Below are 21,077 nucleotides of genomic sequence, written 5' to 3'. Positions count from 1 at the left end.
ACCGCAACTTTCTTCAAGACCGGCCACCGCCGTGCGCACCACACTGCGGACTCTTTACGGAGGGTCGGCATGGACATGGCTTTCGATCTCGCCCGCGGGGCATTGCCTTGGCAGCAATTTGCCATGGTGGCCGGCGCGCATGCGCTGGCGCTGCTCAGCCCCGGGCCGGATTTCTTCCTGGTGGTGCGCAGCGCGCTGCTGCACGGGCCGCGGCGCGCCGGCGCCGTGTGCCTGGGCATCGCGCTGGGCAATGGTGTCTTTATCGGCCTGGCGCTGGCCGGCGTCGCCGCTATGCGTGATTCGCCGCAACTGTTCGCGGCGTTGCAGTGGGCCGGCTGTGCCTACCTGGCGTGGCTGGGCTGGCGCCTGCTGAACGCCTGCGGCGAACTGTCGATGCCGGCGGCGGATGCTGCCGCCAGGCCCGCGCCCGCCGCCTGGCTGGCCCAGCTCGCCAGCGGCTTCCTGTCCGCCGTGCTGAACCCGAAGAACGGGCTGTTCTACGCCAGCCTGTTCTCGGTGCTGGCCGCCAGCCGCACGCCGCCGGCGGTGCAACTGGCCTACGGATTCTGGATGTTCGCCGTCGTGCTCGGCTGGGACCTGCTGGTGGCCTACGGCATCGGGCATCCGGCGATGGCCGCGCGCTTCGGGCGGTCGGTGCGGTGGGTCGAGCGCCTGACCGGGGTTGTCCTCTGGCTGCTGGCGCTGGGCATCGCCTGGCATGCGCTACGGTGAACGGCCCTGTATCGGCGTATTTCCTGCAAAGTGTACCGGTACTGTACCGTTAGGTGGCCGTAGACTGATTTCCCGAAACGCACATGAACGCCCCTGGAGTCAGTCATGGAAGTGTCCCAACTCGCCGCCGGCACCGGTGTCTTTGCCGCCTTTGCCGGCTTTGCCCTGGTGTCGTCGATCACCCCCGGTCCGAACAACACGATGCTGCTCGCGTCGGGCGTGAACTTTGGCTTCCTGCGCACCGTGCCGCACCTGCTGGGCGTCAGCATCGGTTTCGCGCTGATGGTGGGGCTGGTCGGGCTGGGCCTGGGGTCGCTGTTCCACGCGTTCCCGTGGACCTGGCAGGTGCTGCGCGTGGTGGCGACGGTCTACCTGGTCTGGCTGGCCTGGAAGCTGGCCACGGCCGGCGGCGTGCAGGACCAGCAGGTGGCGCGGCCGATGGGCTTCTGGGCCGCCGCGGCGTTCCAGTGGGTCAATCCCAAGGCCTGGGTGATGGCGGTCGGCGCGTGCAGCACCTATGTGCTGCACGGCAACCTGTGGCTCAACGTGCTGCTGCTGGCGGGGATCTTCGGGGTGGTGAACCTGCCCAGCGTGGCGATGTGGGCGTTGTGCGGCTCGGCGCTGCGGCGCTGGCTGGCGCGGCCGAAGGTGCTGCGGGTGTTCAATATCGGGATGGCGGTGCTGCTGCTGGCGTCGCTGTGGCCGATTCTGGGGTCCTGACGGCTTCAAGCAAACACTGGCGGACCATTAACCGCCATCGGGGTGCCCCCTCTCCCGCAAGCGGAAGAGGGGAGAAACCCTCGCGCTCACGCCCTCTAGATCAAACCAGCGCCCGGATCGAATCCAGGTTCCGCCAATACCCCTTGGCATCCATCCCGCAACCGAACACATAGCGGTCCGGCACGGCAAAGCCGCAGAAATCCGGGTGCATGGGCTTGGGCTTGCGCAGTGTCTTCTCGCACAGCACCGCCGCGTGGAATTCCCGGGCGCCCATGTCCATGATGCGCTGGCGGATGGCGGCCATGGTCTCGCCTTCATCGAGGATGTCGTCCAGCACCAGCACCACGCGGTCCTTGACCGATTCGCGCGGGGCCACGCGCCATTGCATCTCGCCGCCGACGGTCTTGTTGTTGTAGCGCGAGAGGTGGATGTAGTCGAACTCCAGCGGGAACGCCAGCTTTGGCAGCAGCATGCCGGTGAAGACCACCGCGCCGCCCATTACCGACAGCACCAGCGGGAAGTCATTGCCCATCCTGGCGGTGATGTCCGCGGCCATGCGGTCCAGCGAAGCCTGGACTTCTTCGGCGGAGACGATTTCTTCGGAATTGGCCCACAGCTCGCGGGCCTGTTCGGCGCTCATCATGATGTCTTTCCTGTTCTTTTGCGGGGAGGCAGTTCGGCTTGCGCGGCGGGCTTCAGCGGTTGAAGAGGCCCTTCATGCCGCCCTTCATCGCGCCCATCTGGCGCATCATCTTCATCATGCCGCCGCCCTTGAGCTTCTTCATCATGGACTGCATCTGGTCGAACTGGTTGAGCAGGCGGTTGACCTCCTGCACCGGCACGCCGGCGCCCGCGGCAATGCGGCGCTTGCGGCTGGCCTTGATCAGGTCCGGCTTGGCGCGCTCGGCCGGCGTCATGCTGTTGATGATGCCTTCCATGCGCGCCACCTGCTTCTCGGCCTGGTCCATGTTGGCCCCCTGCGCCTGCTGCGCGAACTGCGCCGGCAGCTTGTCGACCAGGCTGCCCAGGCCGCCCATCTTCTTCATCTGGCCGATCTGGGCCTTGAAGTCTTCCAGGTCGAAATCGCCGGTCTTCTTGATCTTCTTGGCCAGTTTCTCGGCCGCTTCCATGTCCACGCCGCGCTGGGCTTCCTCGACCAGCGCGAGGATGTCGCCCATGCCCAGGATGCGCTGGGCCATGCGGTCCGGGAAGAAGGGCTCCAGGCCATCGAGCTTTTCGCCGACGCCGACGAACTTGATCGGGCGGCCGGTGATATGGCGCACCGACAGTGCCGCGCCGCCGCGCGCATCGCCGTCCAGCTTGGTCAGCACCACGCCGGTCAGCGGCAGGGTGTCATTGAAGGCCTTGGCGGTGTTGACCGCGTCCTGGCCGAGCATGGCATCGACCACGAACAGGGTTTCGGCCGGCTTCAGTTCGGCGTGCAGCGCGGCGATTTCCTGCATCATCGCCTCGTCGATACCCAGCCGGCCGGCCGTGTCGACGATCAGCACGTCGTGGTAATGCTTGCGCGCCCAGTCCACCGCCGCGCGGGCGATGTCGACCGGCTTCTGGTCGGGCTGCGACGGGAAGAACTCGGCGCCGACCTGCTCGGACACGGTCTTGAGCTGGGCGATGGCGGCGGGGCGGTAGACGTCGCACGAGACCGTCAGCACCTTCTTCTTTTTGTTTTCCTTGAGCCACTTGGCCAGCTTGCCGGCGGTGGTGGTCTTGCCCGCGCCCTGGAGGCCGGCCATCAGGATGATGGCGGGCGGCTGCACCGCCAGGTTCAGCTCGGACTCTTTATTGTTGCCGCCGGCGGCCTCGGCGCCGCCGATCACCGCGGTCAGCTCGCGCTGGACCACGCCGACCAGGGCCTGGCCCGGGGTCAGGCTGCTGACCACCTCTTCGCCCATGGCCTTTTCCTTCACGCGGGCGACGAATTCGCGCACGACCGGCAGCGCCACGTCGGCTTCGAGCATGGCAAGGCGCACTTCGCGCAGCATCTCGGCGGTATTGGCCTCGGTCAGGCGCGCCTCGCCGCGCATGGTCTTGACCACGCGCGCCAGGCGTTGAGTGAGATTGTCCAGCATGGCAGGAATCGGGGGAGAAGTCGGAGCAGGGCTCGGGGCTGAAAATCGGACGCGGTCCGGCACACGGGGCAGGCCTGGAACACCGGTCACACCGGCTCAAGCGGGCCGCCACCGTCCGTGGGCACTAAGGTAAACTGCGTAAATGGTCATTGTACTGTATGCCCTGACGGCACTTCTCTATTGCGGCCTGGCCTGGCACGGCTGGGCCACGCGCCATCCGCGCGTGGCCGCTGCTGCCGGCTCCACCGGCCCGGCGGGCAACTCGGCCGCGGCCGTGCTGGTGGCGGGCGGCGGCCCCATCCCCCCGGCCGGCGGCGCCCACGGCGAGGGACGCCCGGCGTGGTGGCACGTGCTGATGCTGGCCGCGCTGGCCAGCCACGGCATGCTGCTGCATGAAACCATCTTCCCGGCCGAGCGCATGATGTTCGGCTTCGCCTTCGCGCTGTCGGCCATGCTGTGGCTGGGCGTGGGCATCTACTGGATCGAGAGCTTCTTCTTTTCGCTGGCGGGGCTGGGACTGATCGTGATCCCGGTGGCGCTGGTGGCCAGCCTGATGCCGCTGGCCTTTCCCGGCTCGCAGATCCTGGGCTACGCGGCGCGGCCGCTGTTCAAGCTGCATTTCATCATCGCCAACGTGGCCTACGGGCTGTTCACGCTGGCCGCCTTCCATGCCTTCCTGATGCTGCTGGCCGAGCGGCGCCTGCACGGCTTCCGCCACGCGCCGGCGCGGCCGTCGGCGCCGCAGCCCGGCCAGTGGCTGGGGCGCTGGCTGGACCTGCTGCCGCCGCTGCTGACGCTGGAGAAGCTGCTGTTCCGGCTGATCGGCGCCGGCTTCGTGCTGCTGACGCTGACCATCGGCTCGGGCCTGCTGTTTTCCGAAGAACTGTTCGGGCGCGCCTTCCGGCTGGACCACAAGACGGTGTTCGCGCTGATCTCGTGGGCCATGTTCGGCGGCATCCTGGCCGGGCGCATCTTCCGCGGCTGGCGCGGCAAGGTGGCGCTGCGCTGGGTCATCGCGTCGTTCGGCATCCTGCTGCTGGCCTATGTCGGCAGCCGTTTCGTGATTGAAGTCGTCCTGCACCGGCTCTGATTTGCCATGGCACGTATCCTGATCCTGCTGGCCGTGGTGCTGGGCGTCTTCTGGTGGCTGCGCGCCCGCGCCGAGGCCCGGCTGGCCGAGCATCGCGCCCGCCAGGCGCGCGAGGCCAGCGAACACGCCGCCGCCGGCACGCCCGACGCCGCCGCCGAGCGCATGGTCCAGTGCGCCCAGTGCGGCGTGCACCTGCCGCAGGGCGACGCCATTGCCTGGCGCGGCCTGCACTACTGCCGGCGCAGCCACCTGCCCGATGAAAGCCGCACCGAAGGTGGCGACGGCAGCAGCGGCCCGCGCCCATGACCCAGCCGGCGCCGTCGGCCTGGCAGCGGCTGAACGCCTGGCGCGGCCTGGCGCAGCTGTGGGGCCAGCCCGAACCGCCTGACTTCCACTGGCGCCTGCTGCGCTATTTCTGCTGGACCCGCGTTGCCGTAGGCCTGCTGCTGGTCGGCTTCGCGCTGATGCGGCGCGGCGAGCCGGCCGTGGGCGCCGGCACGGCCGCTTCCCCCTTCACTGCCGCCATCCCCGCCTTGCCTTTCGGCCTGGAGGCCATGGGCGGGATCGAGCATGCGGCGGCCATGGCCGTCGCCGTCCCTTACCTTGGCATTGCCCTGGCGATGCTGGCGGGCACCCTGTGGCGCCGGCATTTCCACCTGCGCGTGCGGGTGCAGGTGCTGGCCGACCTGGCGCTGCTGGCGCTGGTCTTCAGCGTGCTGGGCCGGGGCGGGCAGGCCGAGGGCCTGGCCATGATTTTCCTGCTGCCGGCGCTGGAAGCCGGCGCGCTGACCAGCCTGCTGTTCGCGCTGTTTGCCGCGGCGATTTCCGCGCTGGTGGTGATGAGCGGGCCGTTCATGCACACCATCCTGCTGCGCCAGGCCGATGCCGGGCTGCTGGGCTCGGGCCTGTTCGGCCTGGTGTTCATGATCGCCGCGCTGCTGATGTACATGCTGGCCAACCGGCAGCTGGCACAGGAGCGCCTGGCGCTGGCGCGCGAGCAGGAGCTGCGCCTGCAGCAGCTGGTCAACCGGCTGATGGTCAACGACATGCAGGACGGCGTGATGCTGGTGCGTGCCAACGGCGCGGTGGTGGCCGCCAATCCCGCCGCGGTGGTGCTGCTGGGCGTGCAGCCGCACGAGCGCATCTACTCGCGCAAGCTGGGTGGCGCGCCCGCTGGCGGAGCCGGGCCGGGCGGCGGCGATACCGTGCTGTTCGACCTGCGCCGCATCCCGCGCCTGCAGCCGCTGATGGAAATGCTGCGCGACTGGCTGCGCAGCAAGGACGACGTGCCGCGCATCCTGCAGTTGCTGCCGATGGCCTCCGGCGCCGCGCTGGCCGACGGCACCATGCAGCATACCCGGCTGCGGCTGCGCTTCGTGCTGCCGGGCCTGGCCGGGCTGCGTTCGACCATGGCGCATGGCCGCACCGTGCCGGCCGCGCTCGATACCGCCGCGTGGAACGAGCTGTCGCCCGAAGCCGCCGCGCGCCTGCGCCTGGCCATCGCCCAGAACGAGGCGATGGCGTGGTCGCAGGAGGATGAGGCGCTGCTGCGCAGCGAGATGCGCGACACCGTGCTGGTCCATATCGAAAGCTGGGAACGCATCGCCGAGCAGGTGCAGCAGGAAAAGCTGGCCGCCATGGGCCGGCTGGTGGCCAGCATCGCGCACCAGATCCGCAACCCGCTGGCGGCGATCAGCCAGGCCAGCGAACTGCTGGGCGATTCCGGCCGGCACCATCCGGTCGCGCAGGACCTGGCCGCGCAGGAGCCGGGCGCCGCCGATGTCGATATCGACGCCCGCCTGCTGCGCATCATCCACGACAACGTGCGCCGGCTGGACCAGGTGGTGTCCGACGTGCTGCAGATGTCGCGCCGCCCGCGCACTGGCCGCAGCACCGTGCACCTGGCGCAGGCGCTGCCGGAGATCGTCGAGCGCTGGCGCGCCGAAATGCGCCAGCGCCGCCCGCGCGCCGGCGAGACCCGCCCGGCGGGCCGCGCCGACATCAACGCCAATGCCATCCGCCTGACCGTCGACGTGGCCCAGCCGGTGGTGTTCGATGCCTCGCAGCTGCAGCAGGTGCTGGGCAACCTGCTCGACAACGCCTGGCGCTACTGCAGCCGTCTGCCCGGCTCGATCCGGCTGCTGGCGCACGCGCTGGACCAGCACCATGCCGAGCTGATCGTCTGGAACGACGGCGCCGAGGTGGCGCGCGAACACCAGCGCAGCCTGTTCGAGCCGTTCTTCACCAGCAACGCCCAGGGCACCGGGCTGGGCCTGTTCATGGCGCGCGAGCTGTGCGGCGCCAATGACGCGCAGGTGCGCTACGGCACCATCTCGCTGCCGGCGCTGATCGAGCGCACCGGCATGCTGGCCTCCAGCGCGCGCGATACACTGCCGGGCAAGGCCTTCGTGCTGACCTTGCGCATCGAGAGCGCAGAGGCTGCCGCGGCGGCCGCCGTCTGACCCGTCTCCATTCCGCCATCACCCATGCCACCCCGAACGTCCCGCGCGCCCGATCCCATCCTGGTCATCGACGACGAGGCCGACCTGCGCGAGCTGCTGGACATCTCCATCCGCCGCATGGGCCATGACGTGGTGCTGGCCGGCTCGCTGGCCGAGGCGCGCGAAAAGCTGGCGCAGGGCCCCTACAGCCTGGTGCTGACCGACATGCGCCTGGGCGACGGGCTGGGCATCGAGATCGTGCGCCAGCTGTCGGCCGCGCCGGAACGCATCCCGGTGGCGGTGATCACCGCCTACGGCAGCGCCGACAACGCCGTGGAAGCGCTCAAGGCCGGCGCCTTCGACTACATCGCCAAGCCGGTGTCGCTGGAGCAGCTGCGCAGCCTGGTGCTGAATGCACTGGGCCGCCAGCCGCGCGACAACGCCGATGCCGACGCCGCAGCGGCGGCCGAGCAGGCCGCCGACCGCGCCGCGGCGCTGCTGCCCGGCCATTCCGCGGCGATGCAGGAGGTGCGCCGCTCGCTGTCGCGGCTGGCGCGCAGCATGGCGCCGGTGGTGATCAGCGGCGAATCCGGCAGCGGCAAGGAGCGTGCCGCGCGCGCCATCCACGCCACCAGCGCGCGCGCCGCGCATCCGTTCGTCGCCGTCAACTGCGGCGCCATCCCCGAAAACCTGATGGAGTCCGAGTTCTTCGGCTACGTCAAAGGGGCGTTCACCGGCGCCGATGCCGAGCGCGGCGGCTTCTTCCAGGCCGCCAACGGCGGCACGCTGCTGCTCGACGAAGTGGCCGACCTGCCGCTGCCGATGCAGGTCAAGCTGCTGCGCGCGCTGCAGGAGCGCCGCGTGCGCAAGATCGGCGCCAGCCGCGAAGACGCCGTCGACGTGCGCGTGATGTGCGCCAGCCACAAGGACCTGGCCGCGATGGTGGCGGCGGGGCAGTTCCGGCAAGACCTGTATTACCGGCTGAACGTGCTGGCGCTGCGCATGCCCACGCTGCGCGAGCGCGGCGAAGACATCCCGGTGCTGGCGCGCGCCATCCTGGACCACCTGGCGGTGCGCTACGGCGATGCGCATCCCAAGCGGCTGTCGCCGCAGGCGCTGCAGCGGCTGGCGGCCTATCCGTTCCCGGGCAACGTGCGCGAGCTGGAAAACCTGCTCGAGCGCGCCTACGCGTTTGCCGAGAGCGACGACATCGAACTGGCCGACCTGGGGCCGCTGGACGCGGGCGCCGGGCGCGCCGGGCTGATGCCGGCGCCGGCGCCGGCGATGGTGCCGGCGATGGTGCCGCAGCCGGTGGCGCCATACCCTTATGCGCCATGGGGCACGGCAGCGGGCGGCGCCGCGCCGGCCGCCGCCACGCCTGCGCCGGTTCCGGCCGAGCCGCCACCGGCGGCCGCTGCCGCCGTGCTCGAACCCGAGCCTGCCGGCGACCCCACCGAGCGCGCCTGCCGCGGCATCGTCTTCCCGATCGACCTGCCCGCCAGGCTGGAAGCCGTAGAGCGCGAACTGATCCTGCAGGCGCTGGCGCAGACCAACTTCAACCGCACCGCGGCGGCGCCGCTGCTGGGCCTGAACCTGCGCCAGCTGCGCTACCGCATCCAGCAGCTGGGCATCCGCGAGGCCATGGACGCTGGCGACCGCGGCGCCGTGGAAGGCGAGGGCACACCATGACCGCGCCCGCGCCTTCGTCCTATCTGCCCGATGCCGACGGCTGGGTGCCCGCCGCCCGGCGCGTGCCGTCGCCCAATTTCGACGCGCGCCCGGACGGCATGCCGGTGGACCTGGTGGTGCTGCACAACATCAGCCTGCCGCCCGGCCAATTCGGCAGCGGCGACATCGAGGCCTTCTTCCAGAACCGGCTCGATCCCGACAAGCACCCGTTCTTTGCCACCATCCACCAGGTCCAGGTGTCGGCGCACTTCCTGGTGACGCGCACGGGCGAACTGGTTCAATTCGTGCCGTGCACGCAGCGGGCCTGGCATGCCGGGCAGTCAGACTTCTTCGGCCGCGCGCGCTGCAACGATTTTTCGATCGGCATCGAGATCGAGGGCTGCGACGACCTGCCGTTCACCACAGCCCAGTACGACACCGTGGCCGCACTGGTGCCCGCGCTGATGGCCGCTTACCCGGTCCGCGCGATTGCCGGCCACAGCGACATCGCGCCGGGCCGCAAGACCGATCCCGGCCCGCATTTCGACTGGCCGCGGTTTGCCAGGCAGGCCGGCGTGGCGGCGGGCATGCTGCCCTACCAATGCCCGGGCGCATCAGTGCATGTGACGGATTCCTGACGTCATTCCCTGCACTTGTGCGCCCCATCCCGGCGCACATGCCCCACGTCCGTGTGGGGCTATCGCAACCTAGCAACAATCAAAAAAATTTTTGTGAAATGTGCAGTTGCGAACGGTCTGGCCGAAACCCTTGCGAGTACTAGGCTTGCGGGCATGTGGCGCTGCCGCACAGCCGACGGCGTTCCCGAAATAGCGGTTGTCAAGACTGGTCATTCGGATTCGTTTCACTATACTTAGCCCAGTTTTCCGCGTCACACACTATATCTAGTAGTCAAACCGGGGAGCCGGCCCCAAGAGCGAGGCAGCAGCCGCGAAGTTCGCGCATCGACTGCAAACCTCCCCGCAAGGCCGGCATCACAAGAGTCCCTGGCGAAATGTTCACGTAAAGGCAGTCTGTCGCACCCGCTATGCAGCCGGGAGGGACGTTCTTTTTCGCCGCATTTCGCCAGGGACTCTTTTGTCTCTTATTGCCAGGGTAAAAACAGGAGTTCTCATGCAAACGGCCCAGAACGAAATCACCACGGGTGGCGCCGCCGCCGGCGTTGCCAGCCAGGCTTCGACCACGCAGCAGACCCCCAGCGCCGCGACCACGAACTACCCGGATCACAAGATCATTCGTCGCAACGGTGCCGTGGTGGCGTTCGAGCCGTCCAAGATCGCCGTTGCCATGACCAAGGCCTTCCTCGCCGTCAACGGCGGGCAGGGCGCCGCGAGCGCGCGCGTGCGCGAGATCGTCGAGCAGCTGACCGACAACGTGGTGCGTGCGCTGGTGCGCAGCCGCCCGAGCGGTGGTGCCATCCATATCGAAGACGTGCAGGATCAGGTCGAGCTGTCGCTGATGCGCTCGGGCGAGCATGAAGTGGCCCGCGCCTACGTGCTGTACCGCGAAAAGCGCAAGGCAGAGCGCGCCAGTGCCAGCGCCGAGGCCGTGGCCCGCGTCCAGCAAGCCGGCATCAGCATCAACGTGACCGACGCCGGCGTGACCAAGCCGCTGGACGTGGTCGCGCTGCACGCCCTGATCGACAATGCCTGCTCCGGCCTGGGCGATGCCGTCAGCGCCGAGCCGATCCTGAAGGAAACTCTGAAGAACCTGTACGAAGGCGTGCCGATGACGCAGGTGTACGACTCCGCCATCCTGGCCGCGCGTACCCTGATCGAAAAGGACCCGGACTACAGCCAGGTCACCGCCCGCATCCTGCTGCACACCATCCGCAAGGAAATCCTGGGCACCGAAGTGACCCAGTCGGAGATGTCGGCCCGCTACGCCGAGTACTTCCCCAAGTTCATCGCGCGCGGCATCGAAGCCGAGCTGCTGGACGAAAAGCTGGCCACCTTCGACCTGGCCCGCCTGGGCGCCGCGCTGGACGCCGGCCGCGACTTCCAGTTCAACTACCTGGGCCTGCAGACCCTGTACGACCGCTACTTCCTGCATATCGATGAAACCCGCATCGAAATGCCGCAGGCCTTCTTCATGCGCGTGGCCATGGGCCTGGCGCTGAACGAGAAGGACCGCGAAGCGCGCGCCATCGAGTTCTACCAGCTGCTGTCGTCGTTCGACTTCATGTCGTCCACGCCGACCCTGTTCAACTCCGGCACCCGCCGCTCGCAGCTGTCGTCGTGCTACCTGACCACCGTGTCGGACGACCTGGAAGGCATCTATGAAGCGCTGAAGGAAAACGCGCTGCTGTCCAAGTTCGCCGGCGGCCTGGGCAATGACTGGACCAACGTGCGCGCGCTCGGCTCGCACATCAAGGGCACCAACGGCAAGTCGCAAGGCGTGGTCCCCTTCCTGAAGGTGGTGAACGACACCGCCGTCGCCGTCAACCAGGGCGGCAAGCGCAAGGGCGCCGTCTGCGCATACCTGGAAACGTGGCACCTGGACATCGAAGAATTCCTGGAGCTGCGCAAGAACACCGGCGACGACCGCCGCCGCACCCACGACATGAACACGGCCAACTGGATCCCGGACCTGTTCATGAAGCGCGTGATGGAAGGCGGCGAATGGACGCTGTTCTCGCCCGCCACCTGCCCGGACCTGCACGACAAGGTCGGCAAGGAATTCGAAAAGGCCTACCTGGGCTATGAAGCCAAGGCCGCCAGCGGCGAACTGAAGCTGTTCAAGAAGCTGCCGGCGCTGCAACTGTGGCGCAAGATGCTGGGCATGCTGTTCGAGACCGGCCACCCGTGGATCACCTTCAAGGATCCTTGCAACATCCGCAGCCCGCAGCAGCACGTCGGCGTCGTCCACAGCTCCAACCTGTGCACGGAAATCACGCTGAACACCAACGACAGCGAAATCGCCGTGTGCAACCTGGGCTCGGTCAACCTGGTGGCCCACCTGGCCAAGCAGGCCGACGGCTCGTACGCGCTCGACCACGCCAAGCTGCAGAAGACCATCCGCACCGCCATGCGGATGCTCGATAACGTCATCGACATCAACTACTACGCTGTCGACAAGGCGCGCAATTCCAACCTGCGCCACCGTCCGGTCGGCATGGGCATCATGGGCTTCCAGGACTGCCTGCACGTGCTGCGCACCCCGTACGCCAGCAAGGCCGCGGTGCAGTTCGCCGACACCTCGATGGAAGCGGTGTGCTACTACGCCTACCAGGCTTCGACCGAGCTGGCTGAAGAGCGCGGCCGCTACAGCACCTACGAAGGATCGCTGTGGGACCGTGGCATCCTGCCGCAAGACTCGCTCAAGCTGCTGGCCGAAGAGCGCGGCGGCTACCTGGAAGTGGACCTGTCCAGCACCATGGACTGGGACAGCCTGCGCGCCCGCATCAAGCAGCACGGCATGCGCAACTCGAACTGCATCGCGATCGCCCCGACCGCGACCATTTCGAACATCATTGGCGTGTCCGCTTGCATCGAGCCGACCTTCCAGAACCTGTACGTCAAGTCCAACCTGTCGGGCGAGTTCACCGTGGTCAACGACTACCTGGTGCGTGACCTGAAGGAACGCGGCCTGTGGGACGAGGTGATGGTTGCCGACCTGAAGTACTTCGACGGCTCGCTGTCGCGCATCGACCGCATCCCGCAAGACCTGCGCGACATCTACGCCACCGCGTTCGAAGTGGAACCGACCTGGCTGGTGGAAGCCGCCAGCCGCCGCCAGAAGTGGATCGACCAGGCCCAGTCCCTGAACATCTACATGGCCGGCGCGTCGGGCAAGAAGCTGGACGACACCTACAAGCTGGCATGGGTGCGCGGCCTGAAGACCACGTACTACCTGCGCACGATGGCCGCCACCCACGTGGAGAAGTCCACCGTGTCGCGCGGCTCGCTGAACGCAGTGTCGTCGGGCAGCGACAGCGGCTCGGCCCTGGACGCAGCGGCCGCCTCGGCCCCGGCCATGCCGGAAGCCGAAGGCGCGGTCTGCACGATGCGCCCGGGCGACCCCGGCTTCGAAGAGTGCGAAGCCTGCCAATAAGGCAAAAAGCCTAGAGAGTAAAAACCACCCCCGGTTTGCTCCTCTCTCCCGCTCGCGGGAGAGGGGCGGGGGAGAGGGCCGGCGCCCCAACGAAGTGAAGCGTCAAACCTGACGAAACCACACGCGCCCCCCAACCGAATCACGGAGAACCACATCATGCTGAGCTGGGACGACGACGTTCAAGCCACCCCGCAGGCCGCACCGCAGCCTGCCCTGCAACCCGCCGCATCGGCCACCACCGCTGACCAGCAAGGCGTCCTGCCGCCGAGCGCCACGCAAGCCGGCATCCTGGGCAACAATCCCAACGCCGCCGCCGCGCAAAGCAACCGCCGCGTCAACGCCGCCGACAAGCGCGTCATCAACGGCTCGACCGACGTCAACCAGCTGGTGCCGTTCAAGTACAAGTGGGCGTGGGAAAAATACCTGGCCGGCTGCGCCAACCACTGGATGCCGCAGGAAATCAACATGTCCCGCGACATCGCCCTGTGGAAAGACCCCAACGGCTTGACCGAAGACGAGCGCCGCATCATCAAGCGCAACCTCGGCTTCTTCGTCACCGCCGACTCGCTGGCCGCCAACAACATCGTGCTGGGCACCTACCGCCAGATCACCGCGCCGGAATGCCGCCAGTACCTGCTGCGCCAGGCCTTTGAAGAGGCCATCCACACGCACGCCTACCAGTACATCGTTGAATCGCTGGGCCTGAACGAAGCCGAGATCTTCAACGCGTACCACGAAGTGCAGTCGATCCGCGACAAGGACGAGTTCCTGATCCCGTTCATCGACACGCTGACCGACCCGTCGTTCAAGACCGGCACGCCGGAAAACGACCAGAAGCTGCTGAAGTCGCTGATCGTGTTCGCCTGCATCATGGAAGGGCTGTTCTTCTATGTGGGCTTCACGCAGATCCTGGCGATGGGGCGGCAGAACAAGATGACTGGGGCGGCGGAGCAGTATCAGTACATCCTGCGGGATGAGTCGCTGCACTGCAATTTCGGGATTGATTTGATCAATCAGATCAAGCTGGAGAATCCGCATCTTTGGACGGCGGAGTTTAAGGCTGAGATTACTGAGTTGTTCAAGAAGGCTGTTGACCTGGAGTATCGCTACGCTGAGGACACGATGCCGCGCGGCGTGCTGGGGCTGAATGCGCCGATGTTCAAGTCGTATCTGCGCTTCATTTGCAATCGTCGTTGCCAGCAGATTGGGCTGGATCAGCTGTTCCCGAACGAAGAGAATCCGTTCCCGTGGATGTCTGAGATGATCGATCTGAAGAAGGAACGCAACTTCTTTGAGACGCGCGTCATTGAGTATCAGACGGGTGGGGCGTTGAGCTGGGACTGAGTTGTTTTGCTTTGATGATGAGAAATGGGAGCTGATGGCTCCCATTTTTTATGGACCTACCAAGATAAAAGGTGGCTGCAATCGGCCATGAGGCGACATACGGCAGTTTCTTCCCAAACGGCTGTTTCTCGGGCAGGAGCGGCCGCACCAAGAGTCAACTCAACTGCCTAACATCATTTGTTGAAGCGACAGCTTCGGTGATCACGAGGGTTGCATCCCGGGGGGGCGGAACACGGAGAACCTGCGTGCAGCGCTTGCCCGTGCGTATGCCAAGGCTTGCGGAAGGACCATCGAAATATCTGCGTACATCGATAATAGGGAGCCTCTCGCTGAATCGCTGGTGGAGGTACGCATTGCGTATGCCTATCCGAATGAGGCGGACTATGGAGTTTTCATGAACGCATGCAGGTCCGGAAAACTCGAATCTCGCAGAGATGATTACATAGTTCGAGATTTTCGCATCTAGGTCGCGCCTTGCACAAGTTTCTACCATGGCCTCTCAATTGGAAGAAAAGCTGTCGAATGTGCTCGAACTGTCCGCCGTTACCGGGCATCGCGACCTGCGGATGCTAAAGCGCTACTACCACCCGCGGGCAGAGGACCTAGCAAAGAAGCTAGGCTAGCACTGTTAAACCTCGCTGTCGCCGCCTTGCTGTCTCCGCCGGCGCGCCCGGGAAGTTAGGCGCCGTTGTGCCGGAAGAAAGACTGCTGTTTCCCACTCCCCGCACTGGCGCCCCAATTGGAGCGCCAGTTCCTCCGCTTCGCATTATAAGATGGGGGTAAGGATTAACTCGTCGAGCGTTGTCACTTCGTCTTTCAAGCTTACACGTGCCACGACGACGTCGACCCCCATTCTCGTTGCCGCCAAGAGTTCTGCGATTGAACAAGATTGAGCGTCGTCAACCTGAGCCGCCGATGCGGAAATTGCGCGGTAGCAAATCGCCACATAATCCAGAAGGTGCGTCACTAGCTGGGGCCGCACTCCCTCAAAATGCCCGGTATGCGCGATCTTATTTCTGAGAAAGTAGATCCGTCTTAGTTGGCGTATTACGTCATTCTCAGATTTCGTTAAGCGCTCGCGGATGGATTTGTTATCCTTGAGATCCTTCATAATGTGAGAAAGCTTAAACTTAAGGTGTTCTCGCTCATCTAGGCTGTCAAAGAGCTGTTGTGCTGCATCTTTGCTGCGAAGAAGTGCGAAAATTTGGTGATTCGTCGTTGTCTCATCAAATCTTTGAGCACCAGGAAGAATACTCTCCTGAATCAGAGGGGTTGTGACAACAGCGTTTTCAACTAGTAGATCACGCAAATACCCCACACGACGCCAGATCCCGGCAGTAGCGTAAAAATGTGGTACGTATTCGACGATATTACTTAGGATTCCTTGTTCGGAGTTGATGAATAGGGACTCGAGTGCAATCCACAGATTAAGAAGCTTCTGCTCTAGGGAAGCGGAATTTCGAGCTAGGCGTAGATAGCGCAACGATCTTCCCAACTGATCAGCCGCGGCGTCATTCAGTGCCTTAAATGATTGCCTGATGGACATTTCAGGCCCCAGGAAGGAGGAGCCTACCTCACTTGACATAAAGGCGAGCAACACTTCAACCGGCACTTGCCGACGATGTGTTACGTTTTGAACTTGATACGTGACCACGCAGTGGGTCGAAATCTGTAACTCTATGTTCAGTTCGAGCGCCGTCGCGGCATCCAGGAATCTATCAAGTCGCTCCTTGGCACGAAATGCAGCGCTAACATAGTCCGTGGCTTGCACCTGGCATTTTACTACGACATTGACATTTAGCCCTTTTTTTAGTTTTTCGCGATTACCACCCTGGATTTCCTCCGGAATGTCCGCTTGAAATGCCAGTGTGTCGGCATCGATGATGCTCAAAAGCATGCTCGGCTTTTGAGTTTGAATGCCGTAGATGACCTCAAAATCGCCTAGCGTGTCCCTCTGCAGGCGCTCAGTTACATGCCTGAACTGCTCGGCGAAATTTCGATCCCCGTAATTATTATCTCGAAAAAACAACTCGGCACGATTATATAAATATGTTGGCGAGTACCCGCGATAAAGTAGATAGGTAGTGTAAATACTTGTTAGTCGATCGATTTGCGTTGTGATTCTGTCTTTTTGAGTCAAATCGACCGGTCCATTCACGGCCTCAGTAAGCGACATCAAAAGCGCATTTGAGTACGCTTCCTTCCGGCGTAGTACGGCACGACAAAAGACGTTGACGCGATGGAGCGTATTTGCGGAAAAATCTCCGCCTTTGAGTTTTTTGACGAGGCCGGTCTTTAGCGGTACAAGGTCTTCCAATACCTCCTGGCAAACCGTGTCCATATCCCAGCAGCTTTCCAGTTCTTCAATGGATGAAGCCAAGTATGCGGAATTTTTATCGTTGGATTGAAACTCCTTAACATACTGAATCATTTCCTCGCACGTGCTGAATACATTCATCAGTCGTGCTTGATAGAAATGTGGCGTATACATTCGTAGTTTTTCTGTATATGTCTCTACAAAAAAACGTGAACGAAAATCCGTAAGGGGCAGCTTGTGCCACAGTTCATTCGCGAGATATTTGAGTTTACCCATTTTTAGACCAGATAATTATTCTGCTTTATAGTCTGGATGTCGCATTGCTTGAAGCAACTCAATCATTTGCTCCGGCGAGAGGGCCCGAACCCCGAAATTCTGACCTCGCATGGGCAGGTAGTGCTCTAACATTCTACCGTACGCCTCCCTCAATGGAGCATGCGAATTCATGTCTCTCCCCTTGAATCGGCTAAATCTTCCCATGTCGTCCACGAGGAGCCTAGCGATGCCTAATAGCTCCGCTTCATTATTTCCGTCGAAGCCCGGAAACCGAACATGCCGCCCGAAGGGTTCTGCCTTGCGCTCGACCTGTGCCCGTTCTTCGGCGTTGAAATTCGCATATGCTTCCTCAATATGCGACCACATTTCTAGGCAATCTAGAACTTCGACAACATCTTTAGGCGTTTCCTCTTGTTGGCTTCCCACCACACCTGGCATTTCCCAGTCGAGTGCCCAAGTATTTTCGCTGTATATCGCGGACCGCAAAAATTTTGTGTCTATGTCATTTAGCTCCAGGCGATCATAGATGTCGCTAAGCATCAGGAGAATTAGCTTTTCAGAGTTTGTGAGTTTCATAAATCCGTTCTGTGTCTAGCTTGATTTCACTACAGGGTTAAAACGCTCGCGCTTCTTTTCAACGAAAACAAGGTGAACCTGTATGCTTGTCGGGCATACCCCGCACACACATTTAGGCCATGGTATCGCATATGGCTGAGGGATGCGATCGAACGCGGACAGCACGTTAGGCTTGCACCCCGACATCACAAAGCAATATCTGTGGCAATGCTGGATCGCTCTAGTTGGATCAACCGGATGCGCGGTGCGAGCAAGTTCAATTCCTATTGTATTTGCCTAGATTACTCAAATGCTAAGTGTCACTTCGAGGTGACGCTTACTGCATGTTATGGTGGCCTTGCCATGGTGGATACACTGAATTCCGAAGAACGCAGTCGACGACAGTTCTTTCCCGCCAGTGCTTCGTGAAACTCCGGCTGAACGATTCCATCAAGCTGTTGCATCGACCGGTTGAATCCGCAGTCGGTAGGCGCCGTCGCCGGCGCACACCGGATTGACTGTCTACTCCACCCAAATAACTATCCGCTGATGCTGAACTCTAACCTTCAGGGATTGGCCAACGCTGAATCCAGCCCCCTCCAACCAAACACCTCGCAAGCGAATCCAAGGGATCGTCCGTAGACCAGTGAAGTTATTGCTTTTACCTGGAACAACCGGGAATTGAGTCCGGCTAATCTTGATAGTCCGAACGTGTGTGCCAGTGGATCTGATTTTCATGGCGGCTCCTGAGAGGATGACCGCAAGCTGTCCGGGTGCGGTAAGGCCGCTGCGGGAGTGTGTTCAGCACTTGACGATGAAATAGGCTACGCAGGACCGCTACCGCCGGCAATCTCCTATAAGGACACGCCAGACGCACCACTATGGCCCGCACATGGCTAGGAGGCCAAAGACGTCAAACATGCCTCGGAAGCATTTGCGTGACCAGCTGGTGGAGGAGGCCGGGTGCGTGCTGCGCACGCGCGTGGGCCTGTTCATCTAGATCACCGTTGTGGCCGCCAGTTGCGCAGGGGTGGCACCCAACTCGTTGATGACGTATTCCTGCTTATGTCATGCGACATCGGCACCGCCACCGAACTGGACCTCGTCCGACAAAGGCCAAAACTCCCCGACAAGCCTTTCACGCGGAAACGACGCAATCGCCGCCGTACTCAAGCCCTCGCTATCGACAGAAATGATTCCCTTAGCCACCGTCCGATATCCAGCACGGAAGTGGTTGGCCCCCTTGATCGCAACGAGCTTGTACCCAGTGACGTCCACCCCATGCAGCACAAACGGCCCGACATCAAAGATTTGCTCCGCACGCGAAGCCACGATGACATCGACACGCTGGATGATCAGCCGACACATCGCCCCCAGATCGAAACGAACCCCTTCGAACATCGATCCGGGGCGATTCACGAAACGACCGTCCGTGATGCATTTCACATAGGCATCGGCCTCGATCGGCGCGCCCTGAAAGCGGCCTTGCTTGCCACCCAGCGAGACCCTGATCGTGGCACCGACACCTGCGCGCTGCGCTTGTGCAACCACGGCAGCATCGTTGATCGACGCGAAACAACACGTGCCTGCAGGCGGATTGGCATCCAGTAACGCGCGAAGCAAATGCGTACCATCTCCGGGTGTGCCGCCGCCCGGGTTGTCTGCGTACTCGTTGACAACGACAGGCCCCTCTGCCGCCGACAGGGCAAGGGCGACGCCCTGTGCGGGGGGCGGAAACGTCGGACGGAACGCCTCGCGATGCGACCAGATCCATTGCGCGACTTCGTCGACGCAACGCTGCGCAAGCGCGGCGTCTCCGGTTGTGGTGCACACGACCGCCGGGCAGGGGGCCGCGATATCCGCGTAGGGGAAGCCGTGGAACCACGAGCAGTCGATGACGCCGGGCTGTGCGGCCAGCTTCCGGCAAACGTCGTTGACTTCCGCCGGGATGAACCCGTCTTGTGTCGTCACGATGTACGGCAGCATCGGCAGGCGTCGCATTGCGGTGACCGGTGTGAGCCCGCCCCGAATCATCTCAAGCAGCAGCTCGACGGCTTCGACGCCCCGGTCATGGAAGTCGGTATGCGGATACAGCTTGCACGGCAACGTCAGGTCGCAAGCGTCGCGCATCGCGTCCGTCATGTTGCCGTGCAAATCGTAGACCGCGGCAATTGGGACACCCGGTCCGACCAGCGCACGAACGGCAAGCGCCAGATCGCCTTCGACGTCTTCAGTGCCGTCGGCGACACCGGCGCCATGCAGGGCCAGCAGCACGCCGTCAACCGGCAGCGCAGCGCGAATGCCTTCGAGGATGTCTTGCTTCATGGCGGCATACGCGCCGGCTTCGATCGTGCCCGAGGGCGTCGCCTGCCCGACATAGGTGGGAATGAGCGTGGTGCCGGTCCCGCCGCGCCTTCTTCCGGTTTTTTGCTGCCGACCGTGCTCTAGCTGCCTGAAATACGGCGATCGGCCATGGCACGCTGAGACGATTCCCCATGCCATGGCACTTCTCATACTGCAATATGGGACACCATTGAGAACTATGCCGTTGGCAACAGCGATGGTGTCTCCCCGCCGCAAATGACCGACCGCCAGAAATTAAAAACAACCATCGCCTATGTGTGCCTGGTCATCCGAACAATACTGGTGGCGACGCTATTCGATGTGCTCAGCCCCGTCCTTCCTCTGATTGGCGCCGACCTTGCCGTCAGTCAGGCGAAATTTCAGGCCTTCTTCTCCGCGACCTTGATGGTGGGCGCGGCAGTTTTCCTTGTGGCGCCGTGGCTGGTCGATCATATTGGCAGACTGCGCAGCGTAACCGTGAGCGCCGTAGGGGCCAGCTTGCTGGGCCTACTGAGTGCGGCTGCCCAAAGCTACCCGGCCTTTGCGGTGGCCCTGCTGGCATTGTTTGCGGTAAATGCAATAGGCGCAGTTGGAAACCGGGCCCTAATGCGTGACCTCTTGGCCCATGAGCGATACAGGAAACTATTTGCCTACGGGCAAGCCGCATTGGAAGCGACCAGCATCATTGCTCCATTGGTTGCCGGATGGATCGCCGCTGTGTGGGGGTGGCGCGCAATGTTTGCAGCGTTCTGCATGCCTCTCCTCGCGGTTCCGGTGCTATTCGCAATATTTCCGCCTCCGCCCAGTGCCGCCGCTCATGATCTCCGGTCCTCCCGCGGGACGATGTCGCTTCGTGATTTGACTAGTCTTTGCATGACAGCCAGGATCCCGCTGATCCTGCTGTGTGCGACTCAAGGCGGCTATACCACTTTATTGGTGGTCAAACCATTCCTGTTGGCTAGTCTCTTCAACATGTCAGTCACTGAGATAGGGATCGTTTTTGCCAGCTTCGCAGGCGTCGGCGTGATCGGCTACCTGTGCTCCGGCGCGCTGATGGCACGCGTATCTGAGCGCAGCCTTGTTGCGGCCGGCATTTTATGTCTAGGCCTTTCCTCGCTTGGACTATTGCTCCTCTCGATCACCCAAGCGCACGCGCTGCCCGTTTTCCTGGCAGCATTGGCTGCTGCCCAGCTGGGTTACTGCCTTATCGTACCCGTTGCCAACGCGTGGATCATGAATGTCGCCGCCGAGTACCGTGCCTTTGCCGCTGGCATGCTGGGCGGATTGCAGACGTTGACCGGCGGGGCTGTCGCGTTCCTGGCGGGTCTTGCCTACAACGATTCAGCACTGCCGGTCGCCGTTGTCTGTACGGTTTCCACGCTTGTTTCAGCTGCAACACTGCGGCGCGTGCGCTGACAGTCAGGTGTTCC

At 63.3% G+C, this 21,077-nt stretch carries 16 protein-coding genes and 1 pseudogene; 11 read left to right on the top strand and 6 right to left on the bottom strand.

What is annotated here, in order from left to right; genetic code table 11:
- The first annotated feature begins 69 nt into the window (after nucleotides 1–69).
- Together CBM2588_RS15100 and CBM2588_RS15095 are read left to right on the top strand one after the other, a co-directional pair.
- Nucleotides 70–732, top strand: a complete 663-nt coding sequence (locus tag CBM2588_RS15100) for a LysE family translocator (protein ID WP_115681170.1) — start codon at nucleotides 70–72, stop codon at nucleotides 730–732.
- A 105-nt stretch (nucleotides 733–837) separates the two neighbouring features.
- Entirely contained in the window at nucleotides 838–1,452 is a 615-nt protein-coding gene (locus CBM2588_RS15095; protein WP_115681169.1) for a LysE family translocator, read from the top strand.
- Between the two features lie 100 nt (nucleotides 1,453–1,552).
- Here the strand turns inward: CBM2588_RS15095 and CBM2588_RS15090 are convergent, their stop codons facing one another.
- Nucleotides 1,553–2,095, bottom strand: a complete 543-nt coding sequence (locus CBM2588_RS15090) for a hypoxanthine-guanine phosphoribosyltransferase (RefSeq protein ID WP_115681168.1) — start codon at nucleotides 2,093–2,095, stop codon at nucleotides 1,553–1,555.
- Nucleotides 2,096–2,147: 52 nt separating this feature from the next.
- Nucleotides 2,148–3,542, bottom strand: a complete 1,395-nt coding sequence (ffh, locus tag CBM2588_RS15085; protein ID WP_115681167.1) for a signal recognition particle protein — start codon at nucleotides 3,540–3,542, stop codon at nucleotides 2,148–2,150.
- A gap of 142 nt (nucleotides 3,543–3,684) precedes the next feature.
- On the opposite strand from ffh, the gene CBM2588_RS15080 reads away from it, so the two are divergent.
- The 8 genes and pseudogenes from CBM2588_RS15080 to CBM2588_RS31065 all read left to right on the top strand — a co-directional run.
- Complete coding sequence (locus CBM2588_RS15080; protein ID WP_115681166.1) at nucleotides 3,685–4,632, top strand: cytochrome C assembly family protein; 948 nt, start codon at nucleotides 3,685–3,687, stop codon at nucleotides 4,630–4,632.
- 6 nt (nucleotides 4,633–4,638) lie between these two features.
- Complete coding sequence (locus CBM2588_RS15075) at nucleotides 4,639–4,938, top strand: PP0621 family protein (protein WP_018006268.1); 300 nt, start codon at nucleotides 4,639–4,641, stop codon at nucleotides 4,936–4,938.
- Nucleotides 4,935–7,094: a sensor histidine kinase gene (locus tag CBM2588_RS15070; RefSeq protein ID WP_115681165.1), complete on the top strand. Its 2,160-nt coding sequence runs from the start codon at nucleotides 4,935–4,937 to the stop codon at nucleotides 7,092–7,094. Before CBM2588_RS15075 ends, CBM2588_RS15070 begins: the two co-directional genes overlap by 4 nt.
- A gap of 24 nt (nucleotides 7,095–7,118) precedes the next feature.
- Nucleotides 7,119–8,762, top strand: coding sequence for a sigma-54-dependent transcriptional regulator (locus CBM2588_RS15065; RefSeq protein ID WP_115681164.1), 1,644 nt, complete (start codon nucleotides 7,119–7,121; stop codon nucleotides 8,760–8,762).
- Nucleotides 8,759–9,379 carry a 1,6-anhydro-N-acetylmuramyl-L-alanine amidase AmpD gene (ampD, locus tag CBM2588_RS15060; RefSeq protein WP_115681163.1) on the top strand — a complete coding sequence of 207 codons (621 nt, stop codon included), beginning with the start codon at nucleotides 8,759–8,761 and terminating at the stop codon, nucleotides 9,377–9,379. Before CBM2588_RS15065 ends, ampD begins: the two co-directional genes overlap by 4 nt.
- Nucleotides 9,380–9,872: 493 nt before the next feature.
- Nucleotides 9,873–12,812 carry a ribonucleoside-diphosphate reductase subunit alpha gene (locus tag CBM2588_RS15055; RefSeq protein ID WP_115681162.1) on the top strand — a complete coding sequence of 980 codons (2,940 nt, stop codon included), beginning with the start codon at nucleotides 9,873–9,875 and terminating at the stop codon, nucleotides 12,810–12,812.
- Between the two features lie 156 nt (nucleotides 12,813–12,968).
- A complete protein-coding gene (locus CBM2588_RS15050) occupies nucleotides 12,969–14,156 on the top strand; it encodes a ribonucleotide-diphosphate reductase subunit beta (protein ID WP_025583754.1) in 1,188 nt (395 codons plus the stop codon).
- A gap of 494 nt (nucleotides 14,157–14,650) precedes the next feature.
- Nucleotides 14,651–14,779: pseudogene (locus CBM2588_RS31065) on the top strand (site-specific integrase); the annotation flags it as partial.
- A gap of 143 nt (nucleotides 14,780–14,922) precedes the next feature.
- On the opposite strand, the gene CBM2588_RS15040 reads toward CBM2588_RS31065, so the two are convergent.
- The 4 genes from CBM2588_RS15040 to CBM2588_RS15025 form a co-directional block, all read right to left on the bottom strand.
- On the bottom strand, nucleotides 14,923–16,749 hold the full coding sequence (locus tag CBM2588_RS15040) for a hypothetical protein (protein WP_147298415.1): 1,827 nt from the start codon (nucleotides 16,747–16,749) through the stop codon (nucleotides 14,923–14,925).
- A gap of 15 nt (nucleotides 16,750–16,764) precedes the next feature.
- A complete protein-coding gene (locus CBM2588_RS15035; RefSeq protein WP_115681159.1) occupies nucleotides 16,765–17,325 on the bottom strand; it encodes a YfbU family protein in 561 nt (186 codons plus the stop codon).
- 501 nt (nucleotides 17,326–17,826) lie between these two features.
- Entirely contained in the window at nucleotides 17,827–18,042 is a 216-nt protein-coding gene (locus tag CBM2588_RS31545) for a SymE family type I addiction module toxin (protein WP_231942148.1), read from the bottom strand.
- A 330-nt stretch (nucleotides 18,043–18,372) separates the two neighbouring features.
- Complete coding sequence (locus CBM2588_RS15025; RefSeq protein ID WP_231942147.1) at nucleotides 18,373–19,806, bottom strand: M81 family metallopeptidase; 1,434 nt, start codon at nucleotides 19,804–19,806, stop codon at nucleotides 18,373–18,375.
- A gap of 78 nt (nucleotides 19,807–19,884) precedes the next feature.
- Between CBM2588_RS15025 and CBM2588_RS15020 the strand changes: the two genes are divergently transcribed.
- On the top strand, nucleotides 19,885–21,063 hold the full coding sequence (locus CBM2588_RS15020; RefSeq protein ID WP_115681158.1) for an MFS transporter: 1,179 nt from the start codon (nucleotides 19,885–19,887) through the stop codon (nucleotides 21,061–21,063).
- Nucleotides 21,064–21,077: the final 14 nt, after the last annotated feature.

The sequence above is a fragment of the Cupriavidus taiwanensis genome (assembly GCF_900250075.1).
Classification (GTDB): Bacteria; Pseudomonadota; Gammaproteobacteria; order Burkholderiales; family Burkholderiaceae; genus Cupriavidus; species Cupriavidus taiwanensis_C.
This window is presented reverse-complemented; position numbering and strand designations above follow the sequence as displayed.

Bases quoted from the DNA above. Each gene is read 5' to 3' on its own strand.
- CBM2588_RS15100 (WP_115681170.1), top strand. From the start codon at position 70: ATGGACATGGCTTTCGATCTCGCCCGCGGGGCATTGCCTTGGCAGCAA.
- CBM2588_RS15095 (WP_115681169.1), top strand. From the start codon at position 838: ATGGAAGTGTCCCAACTCGCCGCCGGCACCGGTGTCTTTGCCGCCTTT.
- CBM2588_RS15090 (WP_115681168.1), bottom strand. From the start codon at position 2,095: ATGATGAGCGCCGAACAGGCCCGCGAGCTGTGGGCCAATTCCGAAGAA.
- ffh (WP_115681167.1), bottom strand. From the start codon at position 3,542: ATGCTGGACAATCTCACTCAACGCCTGGCGCGCGTGGTCAAGACCATG.
- CBM2588_RS15080 (WP_115681166.1), top strand. From the start codon at position 3,685: ATGGTCATTGTACTGTATGCCCTGACGGCACTTCTCTATTGCGGCCTG.
- CBM2588_RS15075 (WP_018006268.1), top strand. From the start codon at position 4,639: ATGGCACGTATCCTGATCCTGCTGGCCGTGGTGCTGGGCGTCTTCTGG.
- CBM2588_RS15070 (WP_115681165.1), top strand. From the start codon at position 4,935: ATGACCCAGCCGGCGCCGTCGGCCTGGCAGCGGCTGAACGCCTGGCGC.
- CBM2588_RS15065 (WP_115681164.1), top strand. From the start codon at position 7,119: ATGCCACCCCGAACGTCCCGCGCGCCCGATCCCATCCTGGTCATCGAC.
- ampD (WP_115681163.1), top strand. From the start codon at position 8,759: ATGACCGCGCCCGCGCCTTCGTCCTATCTGCCCGATGCCGACGGCTGG.
- CBM2588_RS15055 (WP_115681162.1), top strand. From the start codon at position 9,873: ATGCAAACGGCCCAGAACGAAATCACCACGGGTGGCGCCGCCGCCGGC.
- CBM2588_RS15050 (WP_025583754.1), top strand. From the start codon at position 12,969: ATGCTGAGCTGGGACGACGACGTTCAAGCCACCCCGCAGGCCGCACCG.
- CBM2588_RS15040 (WP_147298415.1), bottom strand. From the start codon at position 16,749: ATGGGTAAACTCAAATATCTCGCGAATGAACTGTGGCACAAGCTGCCC.
- CBM2588_RS15035 (WP_115681159.1), bottom strand. From the start codon at position 17,325: ATGAAACTCACAAACTCTGAAAAGCTAATTCTCCTGATGCTTAGCGAC.
- CBM2588_RS31545 (WP_231942148.1), bottom strand. From the start codon at position 18,042: ATGAAAATCAGATCCACTGGCACACACGTTCGGACTATCAAGATTAGC.
- CBM2588_RS15025 (WP_231942147.1), bottom strand. From the start codon at position 19,806: ATGGCATGGGGAATCGTCTCAGCGTGCCATGGCCGATCGCCGTATTTC.
- CBM2588_RS15020 (WP_115681158.1), top strand. From the start codon at position 19,885: ATGACCGACCGCCAGAAATTAAAAACAACCATCGCCTATGTGTGCCTG.